The organism is Alkalihalobacterium sp. TH-98 (assembly GCF_057473385.1).
This window is the reverse complement of record NZ_JBYCKM010000039.1, coordinates 57,385-73,959: the sequence shown is the minus strand read 5'-3', so window position 1 is coordinate 73,959 and position 16,575 is coordinate 57,385. Positions and strand designations below refer to the sequence as shown.

The 16,575-nt window shown below is 37.2% G+C and carries 17 protein-coding genes; 8 read left to right on the top strand and 9 right to left on the bottom strand.

Annotated features, from left to right (window positions below; genetic code table 11):
• Positions 1-39: 39 nt before the first annotated feature.
• Together AC2VNP_RS14230 and AC2VNP_RS14225 are read right to left on the bottom strand one after the other, a co-directional pair.
• Positions 40-1,395, bottom strand: a complete 1,356-nt coding sequence (locus AC2VNP_RS14230; protein ID WP_486917962.1) for a purine-cytosine permease family protein — start codon at positions 1,393-1,395, stop codon at positions 40-42.
• Between the two features lie 45 nt (positions 1,396-1,440).
• Positions 1,441-1,929 carry a flavodoxin domain-containing protein gene (locus tag AC2VNP_RS14225; RefSeq protein ID WP_486917961.1) on the bottom strand — a complete coding sequence of 163 codons (489 nt, stop codon included), beginning with the start codon at positions 1,927-1,929 and terminating at the stop codon, positions 1,441-1,443.
• A 378-nt stretch (positions 1,930-2,307) separates the two neighbouring features.
• On the opposite strand from AC2VNP_RS14225, the gene AC2VNP_RS14220 reads away from it, so the two are divergent.
• Complete coding sequence (locus AC2VNP_RS14220) at positions 2,308-2,787, top strand: glutathione peroxidase (protein WP_486917987.1); 480 nt, start codon at positions 2,308-2,310, stop codon at positions 2,785-2,787.
• A gap of 106 nt (positions 2,788-2,893) precedes the next feature.
• On the opposite strand, the gene AC2VNP_RS14215 is transcribed toward AC2VNP_RS14220, so the two are convergent.
• Together AC2VNP_RS14215 and AC2VNP_RS14210 are read right to left on the bottom strand one after the other, a co-directional pair.
• Positions 2,894-3,802, bottom strand: a complete 909-nt coding sequence (locus tag AC2VNP_RS14215; RefSeq protein ID WP_486917960.1) for an NAD(P)-dependent oxidoreductase — start codon at positions 3,800-3,802, stop codon at positions 2,894-2,896.
• Positions 3,799-4,581, bottom strand: a complete 783-nt coding sequence (locus tag AC2VNP_RS14210) for a hydroxypyruvate isomerase family protein (RefSeq protein WP_486917959.1) — start codon at positions 4,579-4,581, stop codon at positions 3,799-3,801. Before AC2VNP_RS14210 ends, AC2VNP_RS14215 begins: the two co-directional genes overlap by 4 nt.
• Positions 4,582-4,721: 140 nt before the next feature.
• Here AC2VNP_RS14210 and AC2VNP_RS14205 point away from each other — a divergent pair, with 140 nt between their 5' ends.
• Together AC2VNP_RS14205 and AC2VNP_RS14200 are read left to right on the top strand one after the other, a co-directional pair.
• Complete coding sequence (locus AC2VNP_RS14205) at positions 4,722-6,119, top strand: class II fumarate hydratase (RefSeq protein ID WP_486917958.1); 1,398 nt, start codon at positions 4,722-4,724, stop codon at positions 6,117-6,119.
• A gap of 30 nt (positions 6,120-6,149) precedes the next feature.
• The gene (locus AC2VNP_RS14200) at positions 6,150-7,364 is read left to right on the top strand and encodes a DUF4179 domain-containing protein (RefSeq protein WP_486917957.1); all 1,215 of its coding nucleotides are present in this window, start codon (positions 6,150-6,152) and stop codon (positions 7,362-7,364) included.
• Positions 7,365-7,413: 49 nt separating this feature from the next.
• Here the strand turns inward: AC2VNP_RS14200 and AC2VNP_RS14195 are convergent, their stop codons facing one another.
• Both AC2VNP_RS14195 and AC2VNP_RS14190 read right to left on the bottom strand, forming a co-directional pair.
• Positions 7,414-8,049: a lytic transglycosylase domain-containing protein gene (locus AC2VNP_RS14195; protein WP_486917956.1), complete on the bottom strand. Its 636-nt coding sequence runs from the start codon at positions 8,047-8,049 to the stop codon at positions 7,414-7,416.
• Positions 8,050-8,068: 19 nt separating this feature from the next.
• The gene (locus tag AC2VNP_RS14190) at positions 8,069-10,636 is read right to left on the bottom strand and encodes a DEAD/DEAH box helicase (protein ID WP_486917986.1); all 2,568 of its coding nucleotides are present in this window, start codon (positions 10,634-10,636) and stop codon (positions 8,069-8,071) included.
• A 181-nt stretch (positions 10,637-10,817) separates the two neighbouring features.
• Here AC2VNP_RS14190 and AC2VNP_RS14185 point away from each other — a divergent pair, with 181 nt between their 5' ends.
• Positions 10,818-11,120, top strand: coding sequence for a hypothetical protein (locus tag AC2VNP_RS14185; protein ID WP_486917955.1), 303 nt, complete (start codon positions 10,818-10,820; stop codon positions 11,118-11,120).
• A gap of 49 nt (positions 11,121-11,169) precedes the next feature.
• Here AC2VNP_RS14185 and AC2VNP_RS14180 read toward each other — a convergent pair whose 3' ends face one another.
• Positions 11,170-11,442: a hypothetical protein gene (locus tag AC2VNP_RS14180; RefSeq protein ID WP_486917954.1), complete on the bottom strand. Its 273-nt coding sequence runs from the start codon at positions 11,440-11,442 to the stop codon at positions 11,170-11,172.
• Between the two features lie 165 nt (positions 11,443-11,607).
• Between AC2VNP_RS14180 and AC2VNP_RS14175 the strand changes: the two genes are divergently transcribed.
• The 4 genes from AC2VNP_RS14175 (at position 11,608) to AC2VNP_RS14160 (ending at position 13,751) form a co-directional block, all read left to right on the top strand.
• Positions 11,608-11,997, top strand: a complete 390-nt coding sequence (locus tag AC2VNP_RS14175; RefSeq protein ID WP_486917953.1) for an NUDIX domain-containing protein — start codon at positions 11,608-11,610, stop codon at positions 11,995-11,997.
• A complete protein-coding gene (locus AC2VNP_RS14170; protein WP_486917952.1) occupies positions 11,960-12,103 on the top strand; it encodes a hypothetical protein in 144 nt (47 codons plus the stop codon). Before AC2VNP_RS14175 ends, AC2VNP_RS14170 begins: the two co-directional genes overlap by 38 nt.
• Before the next feature lie 93 nt (positions 12,104-12,196).
• The gene (locus AC2VNP_RS14165) at positions 12,197-12,529 is read left to right on the top strand and encodes a hypothetical protein (RefSeq protein ID WP_486917951.1); all 333 of its coding nucleotides are present in this window, start codon (positions 12,197-12,199) and stop codon (positions 12,527-12,529) included.
• A gap of 166 nt (positions 12,530-12,695) precedes the next feature.
• Complete coding sequence (locus AC2VNP_RS14160) at positions 12,696-13,751, top strand: DUF4003 family protein (protein ID WP_486917950.1); 1,056 nt, start codon at positions 12,696-12,698, stop codon at positions 13,749-13,751.
• A gap of 47 nt (positions 13,752-13,798) precedes the next feature.
• Here the strand turns inward: AC2VNP_RS14160 and AC2VNP_RS14155 are convergent, their stop codons facing one another.
• Together AC2VNP_RS14155 and AC2VNP_RS14150 are read right to left on the bottom strand one after the other, a co-directional pair.
• Positions 13,799-14,665: a CsxC family protein gene (locus AC2VNP_RS14155; protein ID WP_486917949.1), complete on the bottom strand. Its 867-nt coding sequence runs from the start codon at positions 14,663-14,665 to the stop codon at positions 13,799-13,801.
• A gap of 121 nt (positions 14,666-14,786) precedes the next feature.
• The gene (locus AC2VNP_RS14150) at positions 14,787-16,529 is read right to left on the bottom strand and encodes a glycosyl hydrolase family 18 protein (RefSeq protein WP_486917948.1); all 1,743 of its coding nucleotides are present in this window, start codon (positions 16,527-16,529) and stop codon (positions 14,787-14,789) included.
• Positions 16,530-16,575: the final 46 nt, after the last annotated feature.

Below are 16,575 nucleotides of genomic sequence, written 5' to 3'. Positions count from 1 at the left end.
TTCATTTTATCATATTTAAAATAGCTTGATAGAGATTTTCTATTGGAATTCATCCGTAATTCCATTCCTTTTGTTATACAGCTTTAAAACAATATAAACGAAGCAAGTTACAACAAAAGTTATAAAACCAGGCGAAAGAGATTCTGGGAGACACAAATAAAGAACAATACCCATACTAATAGTGAGTAATCCGGCCTTATTATAGTGAAAACTATTAGTCTTTAGCTTTTCGAAATCAACTGAAGTTAGTTCACGTTTTTTAATGATAATATAATCGATTATAATAACAGCCGAAAGCGGGATAATAAGCGCACCCATCCATGAAATATAAACTTGCGCATTAGTCACTAGATTTGGAAAAGCACTTAAAGTAACTGCTGTGACTCCAAAAACAATTGCACTTCGAACTCTACCTAAATTCGGAATACTATTTAATAAGCTATATCCCCCTGTATATGCATTACTTAAATTAATCGTAATCATTGAAAAAATGGCTGCTACAAAGATAATCGCAGTTAAAATAAAAGAACTCGTAAGCTGACTCGAAACGACATATGGATTCCAATCTCCTGAAATCGTTGCAGTATAAGCTCCTAGTGTTGCGGTTAATGCAAAACCAACTGTATTGCCTGTTAATAACCCAAAATATGCGTGTTTTGTAGATTTGGCGTACCGAGCCATGTCCGAAGCCGAGCTAACACCAGAAATATACTGAACAAAAGCTAAGCTTGCAAAGAACATCATCGTTCCTATTGGAATAGTTCCATCGTGTGTATTTACGTCCGACATTACGACACCACTTCGACCAGCAGTTATTAGAATATAGAGCATAACGACACCGCCAATAAAAAGCAGCGGTAAAAAATACTTCGTCATCTTTTTAACAGCTTCAAAACCAATGAGTGCTAGAGTGGCCATGATCGTAGCCATTACTAACGCGAGCGGAGTAAAAGGAACCTCGATTGATGCGACTCTTTCTAGTATCTCTTTTAATAGATACGTCCCACCTATCGTTTGTACAGCAAACCAGTACAGTGATGTAATCGTCCGAACCGGTGAGGCAATATACCGTGCCCCCTTTACTCCCATAATCGAACGAATGGCATATTGTGCAGGAATACCGTATTTTGCCCCTGGTAACGCTAAAAATGAGACGAGAATAAATGCAACAGTTGCACCAATCATCGTTGATAACACTGCTTGAAAAAAAGATAAGCCACCTTGCAGTACTGCTAATGCAGGAATTAATACATTGCCTGCATTGACTGAGATGGCCATCTGAATCATCGCATATTCAATCGAAGTTGTCGTTCGCAAATGAATGGGTACCGACTCTAAACCATATCGTTCTACCACTGGAATTTTCTCTTTATGACGATAATTTACTTCTCCCATAATGCCACTCCTAGTTGTTCATTCGACTGAAACTAAATTGGGGTACTAGCTGATTTTTTCATTCATCTGCTTAGCAAAGGCACGAATGGACTCTTCATTTAAATTAGTAACGTCACTACTAATACCCTTAACTTTCGTAATGATTTGCCGTTCTAAAAAGTTCATCTGTGAAAACAGGAGCTCACCGCCAAAAAGTCCGTTTGCGAAAGAGTGCTCTCTTAATTGAACAGGGTATACCTTATTAAATTGCTCTTTTGCTAATTCACCTTCATTCATACAACAAAGAAAAAGCCCGACTCTTTTAGTTAACAGCTGATCAAGATTTGCTTTTATAAATTGTCTCACTTTTTTTTGGATAGAGCCCAAGTGAATAGAACCGCCAATAATAATCGTGTCATATCGATAAATTTTCGGCTGAAAGATACTCTTATTTAAATCTACGAGTTCAACATTACCTTCAAAATAGTGAGAAAGAAGTTTGGATGCTTTTTCTGTTGTCCCATGTGAAGTACTATAAACGATTAAACACTTCATATGTATTCCCCCACAAAATTAACTTTATATTTGAAAGGCTGGTTCAAACGTATATTGCTATAATAGTGCTTCATTTATAAGCTCACTCATTTTTCACATTCTGTTTGAAGCAATGAGCAATAACCTTTTAAAGAGTCTATGGTAAAAGACCTCTATATAATCAGTATATTATATGTTATTGGATAGGAATACCATAATGTTTGAGATTACCATGCCATTGTACTATACTTTACTTGAATAAAATGGATACCTTAATTAATTGAAATAATTGAGAAAAAGGTGATGGAGTTGCGATTGTTGGTCTTTTTATTGTGCGTCCTATTATTGAGCGCTTGTGGGCAACAAGTTACCGAAACGGAAAGGATTAGTGAAGATACATTGGCAAATGACTCTATTTATCATGTAAGTGTAACAACAGCTGAAGGAACTGAAAGAAAGCTTCAAGATTATGAAGGTAAAGTGCTATTCATTGTGAATGTTGCATCTAAATGTGGATTTACATCTCAATACGAACAGTTAGAAAGTGTTTACCAAAAATACAAAAATCAAGGTTTTGAAATCCTTGCATTTCCCTCTAATGACTTTGGTGGGCAAGAGCCTGGTACGGTCGAAGAAATCGTTGAGTTCTGTCAAGTAAACTACGGGGTTTCATTTGAAGTATTCGATAAAGTTCATGCGGGGCAAGATGACACTCACCCTTTGTTTAAACAGTTAACGGCCTCAAGTGATCCAATTAAATGGAACTTTGAAAAGTTTCTTATTTCACGGGATGGTGAACTCATTGAACGTTACGGAAGTCGTATTAAGCCCGATGACGATCAAGTAATTCAGGCAATTGAAGCCGCGTTGGGCCAGTGATTATAGTTTCTAATTAGCTTAGGATGCAAATCGAGATTTGCATCCTATTTTTTGATAATGAGATTATATTTACGAGGTTGTCCTTCCACTTACTACCTTCTCCAAATTACTTCCCATCCGTTACCATTCTTTTTTGAACAACGACATCGCATTCATTTTCTAACGGACGGATGACCGCCGACATATCTAAATCTGCAAATCCTTGATTAATCGCCTCTTGAAACGCTCGTTCGGCAAACCGTCCAGAAAAATCCTGTAATCCTGCTTGTTCAAATAATGGGTTAGCCAGTTTCACATCTTTGTGAACGTATTTGACAGCGCCACCAGGTTCAAATTGCCGGTCTAAAACGTAATCTCCCATATGTCTGCGTAACATTTTACTGTCTCCATAGCTTACTTGTAGTATTTCAAAAAGCTGTTCAGGATTTAAACCGAGGGCTGTTCCTGTCACCATAGCCTCTGAAGCAGCAATAGAATGAACAGCTACTAAGTACTGGTTAATTAATTTGGCTGCACTACCCGATCCAGTTGGACCAAGGTGCTTGATTGTCTTTCCTAACACATCTAACATCGAAAGAACTTGAACAAAAGACGACTCCTTTCCGCCAACCATTATAGTTAATGTTCCTTGTTCCGCGCCTTCTGGACCGCCACTAACAGGTGCATCTAAATAATGCGCCCCTTTTTCAATAGCCTTCATCGCAACATATTTACTCGTATCAACGCTGACTGTCGTAAAATCAATACATACGGTGTTAGGCTTGGTGTGCTCTAATACCCCACCGCTCCCACAATACACCTCTTCTACATCTTGAGGCATGGATAGACACGTACAGATTACGTCTGATTGACTAGACAGAGTTGCTATATCTTCAGCTCGAAAAGCACCTTCTTTTATAAGTGGTTTAACTTTTTCGGGTGAGCGATTATAGACCGTTACCTTATAGCCTCCAGCTAATAATCTTTTTACCATTCTCGAACCCATAACACCCGTTCCGATGAATCCAATGTTCATTTCTCATTCCTCCTCATCCACACAAAGCTTTCATCACTTTTTCCCTTAGGCGTGTATTCTAGCCCTACAAACCCTTTATATTGAAGGTTATCGAGAGACTTAAAAACTGATTCATAATCGATTTTTCCTGTTCCAGGTTCGTGACGCCCGGGAACATCTGCTATTTGTACATGTCCAATATGGTTTTTGTACGTTTCAAATGTAGATATAAGGGAACCAGCCTGAATTCTTTGCTGATGATAAAAATCATACTGAAGCTTCACGTTTGGTAAATCGACTTCTCGAAGGACGTTAACCGCTTCTTCAATATTCGATAAAAAGTAACCTGTCATATCAAAAGAATTAATAGGTTCTAGGAGTAGTGTTAATTGATGTTTTTCAAAACGACTTGCTGCATATTGAATATTGTCTAAGTACGTTTTCTTCGCAACCGCTCTTTCAAGTCCTTCAGGCAGTATTCCTGCCATGCAGTGTATTTTTGAGCAGCCTAGAGCAGTCGCATACTTGATCCCGTCCTCAACTCCTTCCCGAAACTCGGTCATCCTAGAAGGATCAACGGCTAAACCGCGATCCCCCTTTTCCCAGTTACCCGGCGGTAAGTTCATAAGTACAAGTGATAATTGATGTTGGTTAAGCTCCTTTTTAATATCCTCAATCGAAAAGCTGTATGGAAATTGACATTCAACAAAAGAAAAATCCGCTTCCTTTGCTTTAGTAAAACGTTCTAGAAATGGTACTTCGGTAAAAACCGTCGAAAGATTAACAGCAAATTGAAACACTTTACACACCTCGATATAATTAATAGTTAAAACTATTTCGACAATTTATCCTAAATTCCTTCCAAAATCAATTTTCAAATAATATAGATCTCTTTGGAAACAATAACCTTTAAGATTAATGGATATTAAGGAGATAAATAATGATACCTTCTAATCAATTTCGCAAAGAAAAAGATACTTTAGGTGAAATTCATGTTCCATCTAATGCGTACTATGGTTCTCAAACTCGACGCGCTTTCGAAAATTTTCAAGTTAGCGGGAGAAAACTGCCCCGATCATTTATTAAAGCACAGGGTATTATTAAAGCTTCTGCGGCACTCGTGAACATGGAGGTTGGTAAATTACCCCAAAATATAGCCCAAGCCATCATTACAGCCGCTGAAGAAGTTACAGAAGGACAATGGGATGATCATTTTGTCGTAGATGTATACCAAGCCGGTGCTGGAACCTCACAAAATATGAACGCAAATGAGATTATCGCTAACCGAGCTACCGAGTTATTAGGTGGGTCTATCGATCATTCACTCAATACATTTAGAGTACATCCAAACGATCATGTGAACATGGCACAATCAACAAATGATACTTTTCCTGCAGCACTAAATATAGCTGCCGTAGAAAATATAAATCAACGGCTTCTTCCTGCTATCTCAGATTTGCAGCAAGAACTCCAAAACAAGTCTAATCAATTTATGCACATTTTAAAAACGGGTAGAACTCATTTACACGATGCAGTGCCGATGCGACTAGGACAAGAATTTTCAGGCTATGCTGGGACAATTGAGTCAATGTACGCTCAAATCGAAGCAACCGTTGACCCGCTTTATGAAATTGGTTTAGGCGGCAATGCAATTGGCACTCCTATAAATACACACCCAGATTACCCGCAAAAAGTTATTCTAGAGATTAGCAATCGTACGAATTACCCTTTCCGGTCTCCAGCCAACCTGTTCAGCTTTATGCAAAATCGTAATGCACCGATCCGTACAATGATGGCTTTAAAGGAGCTCGCTGTTCACTTAATAAAAATTACAAGTGATTTGCGTTTACTAAGTTCGGGGCCTCGTACAGGCTTAGCTGAAATAACACTGCCATCCGTACAGCCAGGCTCAACGATTATGCCCGGAAAAGTAAATCCAGCGATCTTAGAAATGGTTCATATGGTTTGTTATCAAATTATCGGGTATGAAGCTGCTGTCGCTACAGCCGGAATGTCCGCTCAGTTAGAGATCAATGTCATGATGCCGCTCATTGCCTACACTTTACTTGACGCCATCGATATACTAGCTAATGCTGTTTCGACACTAGTCACAAAATGTATTACAGGCATTCAGGCTAATGAAGAAGTATGTAAAAATTGGATGGAAGCAAGCTTAGCCTTAGTAACTGGGCTCAGCCCATCTATGGGGTACGATCTTACAGCTCAGATTGGAATGCAGGCTGATGTTAAAAATAAGACTTTAAATCAAGTTCTCCAAGAATTAGGGTTAATGTCAGATGAAGTTAAAAAGGCAATCGATCCTAAAGGAATGGTTTAAGTTAAAAGTTTAATAAGAGGGCGGTTGCCAATGAAATCAAGTAAAATTAAATACATAACACTTGTGATACTTTCGTTTTTTATTGCGGGTATATATAGTTTTCCAACTCAAGCTGATGAAGTCAAAACCACAACTAACATTGACTCGGTTTTTGACCTAGTTGGACATCTAGGATTAAAAAAAGCTCATGAAAAAGGTTTAACAACATCTGTAAATAAAGAAGTTACCATAGAGGACAACGTCATTACTTTTACGGAGAGCCTTTTTGATGGGTCAAAGATCTATATCGGTTATATCTTTGAACCTAGGGATAACCTAAAAGTCGGGCCTGAAAGAAACGACTTTTTAGACGTAGAGATCTCAATTAATAATGAACAAGTTGGAAGTCACAGTTTTGGGGTTAGTGAAACAAAATTACATAATGGGATGTATGTTGGAATGTTGGAAGTTCAGCTTTCTGATGAATATCCGTTGCCCAATTCCTTCTTACTTGGATTACAATCTTACAAAAACCAATCATTGTACATTGAACTTCCGGTTGAGAGAAAGGGTCACCATTACTCATATTTCATTACAAAAGAAAAAGAAGCTAATGATCTTTCACTTTACTATGACAAAGTTACCTTCTTTCCAACCGCTATTGAAATTAAGTACAAAGAAGTCATAGATTATGAAAATTTCAACTCTCAAGCTCCTCACATTTTGTTTTTTCAAGTTGTAGACGACCAAGGACGGGTCCTACAACCATTAAGTGGTGGTGGGGGTGGAAGTATTAAAGGTTACAAGTTTATTAACAACTCTAAGTATTACTTTGAGCCCCTTGAACAGATTCCAACAACGTTAACAGTCAAACCTTATCTCGTTGACATGAATACTCATCAACCTAAAAAGGTCAAAAAGAAATGGAAAGGCAAAGAATTCACTCTTTCACAAGGAAAAATGGGACAATTAAAGATTTTAAAGGTTGAGGAGAACAATGATATTGTTAATGTCACATACGAGACGAAAGGTTACCATGCATATCAACAAGCAATGGTTTTATGGATTGAAGATACAGCGGGTACTGAATACCATTTTGTTGAAGCTCCTAAAAGAATTGAACGTACAACCAATCAATATCAAGCAACCTTTCGATCAATGTCTTCTATTGATGGTGAGTTATATTTAAACACAGTAAAACTAAAAAAACCTAACTATGTTAATGAATTTGAAATAAACATTCAATTTGTGAACAATTCATTTTAGGGATAACCATATAAGGCGAACACTTTCATCAGGTGCCCGCCTCTTATTTCTATTTAAAACAATACCCCGACGGCTTTTCTGCTGTGTATCCGCCGTCGTTATAAAGCTCATAGTAATGCAGCACTTTGTCTACATATTTTTGACTATGATTATAAGAAAAAACCGCTTTTGGTAGATCACCATTTGCCGCACCATGATCGGCTAAATATTTTGCTGCGGCATTCGCAGCGTCGACTACATTAAAAGGGTCTGCTTTTCCATTACCTGAAGCGTCAATACCATAGCCGCCATATTCCACTATCAATTCGAGGTCGGTTATATCTACACCATCTGTAATATCTCCTAAGTCGGTTCCTGGGTAGCGCCAACCGACCCATGTGCGTGGCATAAATTGAAAATGACCGACAGCCCCAACTGAACTAACCATTGGATCTACCGTTGAAAACCTAGTTTCAATTCGATGAATTGCAGCGAGTAATTCCCATGGAATGGAATACGTTTCGGCAGCTTCTTTATAAATCGGTATATAACAGCTTGGAATAGCATTATCTTTAAAAGAAAATTGAATAAGACCTCGTTTAATTTCCGTTTGATAATGTAAAACCATCACAAGAAGAAGAACGGCGAATACGAAGATTAACCGTCCTCTCATTGATTTTCTTTTTTTAATTTTCTTCTTCCCCATGATTCTTACCTTTCACTTTCTATCTTTTGAATTCATAATAATAATCATATTTTTTATGTCGAGAAGCGTAGCAGTCCTCACATATTTGAAATGCGAAGTCAAGGTCAAGCTTCGTTCCGCAGGTCTTACATTTCTTGCTCATATTTCGGACGTCTGTTTTTAGGCGTTCATGTACATCATCACTAATCTCCTCCCGCACTCGCTCCCAGTATAATGCTTCGGTACGCCGGTCAAGCCGGTACAAGAATAGTAAATGTAAACCAACCGCTTTGTAAGACAGCTCTACTTCTTCGAGTGTTCCTTTTTTAATAATAGGCTCCGGCAGTTCTTCACCTTTTATTATCGCTGACATGGCTCTTCTCCACTGTTTAGTAAGAAGTGGTTCATTCGTTGAAAAAGGTAAGTGTAAAAATCCATATAGATCCATCATCGATAAACGCGCCTCGATTTGTGTACCACGTACCATCGTATACAATTCTCTTTCCTCGGAAAGAGTTGCTTTCTTCGTACCTTTTGGACTTTCAAACTTATTCCAAAGCTCAAAAAATGTACCAAGATCACGGTGATACTTCTGAAATCGCTCAAAAACTGCATTTGTTGGTGCAATAGCGAATGTCGACACAAGCGCATCTTCTTGATCTAACAGACGCTTCATTCGTTTAATGTCTTTTGTGAATGCAACCTTCCCAACATCATAAATCCCTTTACGACCTGCACGTCCAGCAATTTGTTTTACTTCTTGAGACGTAAGACGTCGTCTTCTTGTCCCATCAAATTTTTCATTTTCTAGAAAAACAATTCGCCGTATCGGTAAGTTTAACCCCATGCCGATCGCATCTGTCGCAACTATGACATTCGTTTCACCATCAATAAAACGTTGCATTTGTTTTTTCCGCGTTTCAGGAGGCATACTACCGTAAATCATACTGACCGAATGACCGCTGTTTTGGAGCTTAGAAGCCGTTTCAAGTACTCTTCTTCGAGAAAAACAAACGAGTGCGTCCCCTTTTCTCGTATGCTTCATGCTAAACTCTTTGGACTCTACTTCAAGGGGGATTTCGCGGTAATATTTATAAATTTCAATATTCGAGTCGCCTAGCAGTTGTACAATCATTGATTCAGCATTATGACTTCCGATGATATGAACTTCTTTTGCATTTGCTTTTGTAATCGCCTTGAACCATGAGAATCCACGATCATTATCTGCAATCATTTGTGCTTCGTCGATAACGACAATATCGTAGTACTCTTTTTCATGGAACATTTCAACTGTACACGAAATATGGTTCGCACCTTCCATCTCTTTTTCTTCTTCACCTGTTTTCAGCGAACAAGGGACTCCTTCGTGATTTAATTTATCGAATACTTCAAGAGCTAACAACCGAAGTGGTGCTAAATATAAACCACTGTTTGCTTCTTTCATTCGTTCTAGTGCATGATGGGTCTTTCCTGTATTGGTTTCACCAATATGCAGCACATACTGAATGTTTCGGCCAATCGATGGTCGATACTCACGCCCAAATATGTCTTCGAGCATCCGTTCTTCCATCGCTTTTTTTCGTTCAATTTCAGCTATTTCTTCGGCTTTTTTTCGTTCACGGTCCTCAAGATCTTGTTCGTATATTTTTTCATGACGTTCTAAGTCAAATGGAATTGTTGCTAATTCCAGAAGATCAGATACGTACTCTTCTTGTATCCTTTTAAAATAATCACTTTCAAGAGTATTCACATAGATGGTTAACAGTTTTCTTAACGATCTTTGGGACAATTCTCGATTGAATTCTATAGCATATTGGTCAGTAAGTGATGGAGGCAATTGTTCCAATACAGTACGTGCTACAAAATTTGGAAGATAGTCACCAATTAATTTTTCATACGCATAAAAATACGTTTCGTATTCCCAATGAAATTTTTTATGAACAGCCCCTGTTAATTCATCAAAGAATGTCACTAATGTTGAATAGTTAGATGGGTCAAAAGGGCCTTCTTCAACTAACTTCTCTTCTATTTTAAAAGGTGCAATTGCAGGATACTTTTGATTGTTCTCAAAATCAAAAGCTAATTGTTTCGCCACATGGTATCTAACGTAAATGTAAAAATGCTCATATTCTTCTTCAATCAAATGTTGAGCAAAAGCTTCAATGTTTTCTTTTATGCTGCTTCTCTTTTCAGCTTGTAACTCTTCTTCTTTTCTTTTAAGAAATTCTTCACGTACACGATGATAACGTTCTTCCCATCCTAAGTAATCTCCAGAAAATGAATTTTCAACCCATAAAAGGGTATCAAATGGTTCGTATGAACGCATTTCGTTTCGAAACAAACGGTTAATTAATTTCCGGTCTATACCTTCAACTTCATACCCATTTTCACTAAGAAAAGCTTTCTTCTCTCGCTTTGGTACATCATTCGTTACTTTTGTAAGCCAGACATTAATCCAAATTTGTTCGATATAGTGACGACGGTCAATAATATATTGTTCATATGTGGGCATTGAGTCCTTTATCTCAAGGTAATGATCAATGTCCTCATTAATTTTCATTTTCGTATGTTCTATCGCTTGAGGGTAAAGTACGGTTAGCTTGCTCATCATAAGCACCCCTTCCTATTCTTTCAGAGACACTATGTATTTTTCCATTTAGAGTTTTTTTGTACTACTAGTTGACTTGCTTCACTTTAGACTGAAAGAGAAGCTGTGTTATCTTTTTATTCGTCATCCAAAGTTGTTTGTTATAATATATTAACCATACTGTTAATAAGGAGATTTTTCAATGAGCAAAAAGCAATTAGAAGAACAGATTATCCAAAACTTCCAACAAGATGAACAAATGATGATTCTCGTTTTTGCCCAGTGGTGTATCAATCACGATCTACATCCAGAGGAACTATACTTACGAGCCTATCCTAAACAAGAAAGTAACCAAGCTTTACAACAGGCTTTAAGTTTAACTGTTTCTAAAGAAGAAGCAGGCCCAATCCCTGATGATACCGTCCTCGGTGTACTATCTTTATTTGGTAATGATGACCTCGCATTTATTGTTACTGAAGAAATTTCAAAGCGAGAGAAACAATAAATTAACGTTCATGACCTTTGTCAACTGTTCATGATCAAGCTTTAGGAAGTTACCCTTTCTGATATAGGTTTTGAATTTGTTCAAGATCTCGTAAAATGGCCTTCGTCTCTTCGCTTGATAATGGAACAAGCAACTGATCATAAAGGCTAATAACTTGGCCATCCGCTTCGTTCTCGTGCTTTTTCAAGTAATTATATAATTGGGCAACTTGACATTGCTTTAAACTTGTTTCTGTTAAATGGTGTTTGACGGAATGGAGCGAGAATTCATTTGCGCTCGTATCAAATTCTCCGGAAATAATTTGACCATTAACATAGGACATTTTTACTCACTCCCCATAGTATTTTAAAATAGTTTGCCCTAATACTAAAAAGATAATTGCATTTATCTTTATTAGAAGTTCTTATCTTGACAAACTTTTTAGAATGCACCAATCCTTCAAGTAATGTTAAATAAAAGATTTGATAATTGAGGTTGAGGTGATAAAATGCGCTACCGGTTTTGTCCGAAATGTGGTGGTAAATTAGAAATCCAAGGTCCGAAAAGTATTCACCGTCCAAAGTGTACCGATTGTGGATTTATTTTTTATCAAAATCCAATCGTTGGAGTTGCCGCAATTGTTGTTCAGGACCAAAAACTTCTTCTCGGAAAACGCAATATAAGTTTTAAAGACAAATGGTGTATTCCATGTGGTTATGTTGAATACGATGAAGACGTTCGTGCAGCAGCCAAAAGAGAGTTTTTTGAAGAAACAGGTCTACATATCCATTTAAAACGAGTATATGAGGTGCACTCGAATTTTCATAATCCTGCAACAGAATACTGTCGGTATATGGTTTTTGGCAGAAGTTTTAGGTGGAACGTTAAAAGCGAATGATGATTTAAGTGCAGTAGATTACTTTGCTTATGATGCGATACCGGCACTTGCCTTTGAAACCGACCGTCTCGTAATAGAAAAGTTAAAGAAAGAAAACATCCTATAACTACAAACCGTCTTCCAAACTTATCAAGTGGTTTATCGGCCAATATTCTAATATAATAGTAGAAGATGATTACTAGATAAGGGTTGTTGACTTATGATTGAAGAAAAAGCGCTAGCTGTAAAATGGTGTAATGACTTACTAGAAAATGATAGCGACACGACGCTTTCACCAATCAGTTACCAATACATTTTATGGAGCCGTTCTAAAGCCTACGAGACCCAAAGTTTTGATTGGGTTACCTTAAATGCTCATTTACGGTCTTCATTAGATAATCGTTCTTTTACCGAACAGTTTATCGATGTGATTAAAGATGTTCAAACGTTCACGGATGTCTTGAAACTGATTAAAATTGAAGGTGAGTTACGGGACTTTCAACAATTCACAAAGATTGTTCCATTCAAAAAGCTTTCCTATGCAAGAGGCTGATGTTTATCAGTCTCTTTTTATTTGTTTGTAAGTAAGCCCTATAATTCAAATGGTGAACTTAGATAACAACCTTTTCCTAAACCTCAAAAAACTTCTCCGATGATTGAAAAAATTTTAGGATAAACTAAATGGAAAGTAAGAAATAACTTTTCTTGCACTATACGAAATGCTGCAACCAATCGATCTACATTTCGTATATAAAGTAAAGTCTAATGAAAGAAGTGATATGATGTTACAGGAACCTTTACAACAAAAGGTGGAGCAATACATAGATGGTTATAAGCAATTAAAAAGTGCACTAAAATGGAAAGTTTCTGACAAAACATTGATGATGGTTGCTTCAATTTATGTCGTTAACAACAAAACATTAAACATAACCCAATTTACTGAGCTGAGTGAGCACATAAAAAGTCAAGTTGGACTGCTCTCAACATTAAGGGGCTACCAACGTTTTACGATCGCTGCAATGCTCGATGTTCGTTTTGAAAGTCCAAACGCAAAATTTGAAGAATTCATCGACTTATATGAAAAATTAATCCAAGGCGGTTTTAAACGCGACTCATTTTCCTATATAGCAGCAATGATTTTACTTACTAATGATCCTGATGGTAGTGATCATAGAGAAAGTATCGAGCGGGCACTCGCCATTTATAAGGGAATGAAGGCGCAACATTTTTTTCTCACATCAACTGTAGACTATCCGTTAGCTGTCTTGCTAGCAAAAGTAGACACAGACATACAAATACTCCTAGATCTTACAAAAACGTATTACAATGAATTGTCAAAGCATGGTTTTAGAAAAGGAAATGACCTTCAATTTCTTAGCCATATCTTATCTCTGCAATACGAAGAAAAACCAAGTGTACTAATTGAACGCTCTTTAAATATCTTGGACAAATTTAAGCAATCTAGACGCAGATTAAAGACGATGCACTATCCTGAAGTCGGATTACTAGCCTTGTTAGAAAATGGTATCAAAGAAATTGACTTTGTATTGCAGCTTGAAGACCAACTCAATAATGAAAAAGCATTCAAATGGCATAAAGATATGAATTTTATAATGGCGGCCAACTTCTTAATGACAGATAAAATGAAGGAATCCATGATCCTAGAAACAGGCATCTTCACTACTTTTGAAGCACTTATGCAAGCTCAACAAGCAGCGATGATTGCTGCTGTTACCAGTGTATCCGTTGCTTCTTCAAACTCAAACTCAAATTAATTTAAGGAAAAAGGTGGTTGAAATACCTTCAACCACCTATAGATCTGTTAATAGAGGTGTCCATCATGTTTATCTGATTTCACATGAACTTGTTGCTTTTGCAGCACTTTAATTTTTAACTCTACTACCATTTTCTCTTCCACTGTTGTAAATGTTCCTTCTTCAAATGGAGCATCAATACAATTACCTTTCTCATCGTAAACTCTACCCATCTTCTTATCTAACGCTTCATCATACTCATAGAAACGGCTTGAAATTAGCTCGCAGTACGGAATTTCATTGAACTCTTCTCCACTAAATTGATCAAATTGAGATAAGTCTGCAGATAATAAATGTTCTTTCGCAGCAAAGCCATCAGGGAGTTGAGACTTCATAAAATAAGAAGAATTTTGTGTTGGTGGGGCAAATGTGAATTTTGGTTTTTTAATATAATCAATTTCTGTTACTGTTTTGAATGGTACATCAATCGTTAAAGAACGAATATTAGAGATGACCGCATCTTTTGTACCATAGTGTGGTGTAGCATATTGAATATTCTTACGGACAAATCCACTAATAAATAGTTTGTTAGTCGGTAATAGAAGACGGCATTGCGTAATCTTTAGATTCTTTTTAATGGCTTTGATCTCTAGTACTGGTTCAGGAAACTTAATCGTTGGATTTAGATCAATTTGTACCATTGTTTCTGCTAAAACAACTGGGACCTTTACAGTTGTTGGTCCTAACGTCAAATCTGGCTCAACTGGGTGATTACTTACTTTTGGAGACACGGCATTCTTATCTTTAAATGGCTTGTAGTTAAAATACGGTGGCGCTGGATCTACCTTATGACTCTTTTGACTCTTTTGACTATCTTTTTTATCAGACATCTTTACCAAACCCTCCTTAACGTTTTCTAATACTACGTTATTCAAGTAATTTCCAATAGTGTGGACGAACTACTCAAGATAAACTACTATTTTTTAATTGTACCCTTACTAGACTATAGTAAAGGCGGAGTCCCTACTAATTGTAGAAACACCGCCTATCGTTCCGTTACTTTTCGATTTTCTTCCCGTGCAGCACTTGAACTAAATGCTTCCATGCTTGATCATTTGCAAAGTGTCTTGCCCAACCCGCAACACCTGCTAATTTGTAATCCTGACTAATAGCGACCCTTTTTTCAATCGACATCTCATCTTCTATCCAAATCTTATATGTTGCATTTTCACGTTCATCTATAAATTCAACATAATGTTGACCACTAGTTTTGTCATAGGTTGGTGTTAATCCCCGCTCTTCTATCCATTCTTGCACTTCATTCATAGACAATGCTTGAGAGGAAACCTCAACATTTCCACCTTCTGTCGTTTGCTCAGTCCACAGTCTTGCATAGAATGGAATTCCAAGCACAAGCTTTTCGTTCGGAACTTCTTCCAGTAATCGCATCACATTTTGTTCCACCCATGGCAGGCTAGCAACACTTCCAGACTGTGGGGATGTTGCCCAGTGCTCATCATAGGCCATGACAATCATATAATCAACAATCGATGATAAGGCGACTCGGTCATAAAACATCGACCAATTTTCACTCGCAGAAATAAACGTAATGTCCATAGAAACAATCAATCCCGCACGATGCAGATACGGGGTAAGTTCTCTCATAAATTGTGTAACCAAATCTCTATCTTTTAAGTACACATTTTCAAAGTCGACATTAATTCCATCTAAACCATATAATTGACTATAATAAATAAGCTGGCGAATCATGTTCTGACGGGTTTCAAAACTTGCAAGCGCCTCAGTCGTCAAATCAGGATCGAAGTCATTAGAAAATAACCCCCATACTTGAAAGTCCCTGTCTCTTGCCCAATCCATATACTCTAACGACCCGAGATTTGAAATATCTCCCTCACCGTTTTTGAGCTTAAACCATGTCGGTGAAACGACGTTTACCCCAGGGAGTTCAGGTAAGGAGCTAGCACTAGGTGTTTCTGTGTATACTGCTTCCCACGTCAGGTTAATTGGTCCATTGATTATAGGTAGATCTGTAGAATTTTTTCTCTCCAATTCTACTACGATCCGCTCTCGCTCCAGATCTATGGTAATATGGTCTCTTTTTATAAAACCTGCCACCCCATTTAACTTACGGACATACACAAACTCATCATTTTGGTGTTCCACAATGACTCTTTCATCATTAATTACTTCTGCTGTATATGGACTTGTTACTGTCTCCTTTGTTCTTAAGCGTGCTTCATGATCCTTTAATGAGCCTACTACAACCGCATATTGTACTTCTTCACCATCTTCACGAATAAAAAGGGCTTCAGTCTCTTCGACTACATTCGTTTCCAATGCATAAATCATTTCGAGTAACTCAAGGCTTATAAAATAATCTCGTTCATTTAATGTCAAAACTGGGATTTCAAATGTAAAAGGCTCTTGATTAATAAAAATAGACAGTTCCTCCTCTGGAACTTGGAGCACTTTATCATCCGTTGTAATGATCATTGACCTTGACTGTTCATCAAAAAATCCAATTGGATCGATGTATTCCTTAAAAAATCGTAAACTAACATAATTCTGGTTGTTCAAACGAATAAATTCGCCTTCAAATACTTCTTTTTTATAAATAATCGGCTGATCAGAATGAAAGTATTCCACTTGTTCTTTTGATGGAAATGGGTAGATTGCTAGAATCGAACCTCCAACTACTAATAAAAAGAGGAAAGTACATCCTATAATATATATAAATTTTTTTTGATTTGATAGTCGACGCTCATCATTTTGTGACAAGAACTCCCCCTCCTTTTCTTATATCCATATTATAACGAACAAATAG

Coding starts and splice junctions, on each gene's coding strand:
- AC2VNP_RS14230 (WP_486917962.1), bottom strand. CDS start 1,395: ATGGGAGAAGTAAATTATCGTCATAAAGAGAAAATTCCAGTGGTAGAA.
- AC2VNP_RS14225 (WP_486917961.1), bottom strand. CDS start 1,929: ATGAAGTGTTTAATCGTTTATAGTACTTCACATGGGACAACAGAAAAA.
- AC2VNP_RS14215 (WP_486917960.1), bottom strand. CDS start 3,802: ATGAACATTGGATTCATCGGAACGGGTGTTATGGGTTCGAGAATGGTA.
- AC2VNP_RS14205 (WP_486917958.1), top strand. CDS start 4,722: ATGATACCTTCTAATCAATTTCGCAAAGAAAAAGATACTTTAGGTGAA.
- AC2VNP_RS14200 (WP_486917957.1), top strand. CDS start 6,150: ATGAAATCAAGTAAAATTAAATACATAACACTTGTGATACTTTCGTTT.
- AC2VNP_RS14195 (WP_486917956.1), bottom strand. CDS start 8,049: ATGGGGAAGAAGAAAATTAAAAAAAGAAAATCAATGAGAGGACGGTTA.
- AC2VNP_RS14190 (WP_486917986.1), bottom strand. CDS start 10,636: ATGAGCAAGCTAACCGTACTTTACCCTCAAGCGATAGAACATACGAAA.
- AC2VNP_RS14185 (WP_486917955.1), top strand. CDS start 10,818: ATGAGCAAAAAGCAATTAGAAGAACAGATTATCCAAAACTTCCAACAA.
- AC2VNP_RS14180 (WP_486917954.1), bottom strand. CDS start 11,442: ATGTCCTATGTTAATGGTCAAATTATTTCCGGAGAATTTGATACGAGC.
- AC2VNP_RS14175 (WP_486917953.1), top strand. CDS start 11,608: ATGCGCTACCGGTTTTGTCCGAAATGTGGTGGTAAATTAGAAATCCAA.
- AC2VNP_RS14165 (WP_486917951.1), top strand. CDS start 12,197: ATGATTGAAGAAAAAGCGCTAGCTGTAAAATGGTGTAATGACTTACTA.
- AC2VNP_RS14160 (WP_486917950.1), top strand. CDS start 12,696: ATGCTGCAACCAATCGATCTACATTTCGTATATAAAGTAAAGTCTAAT.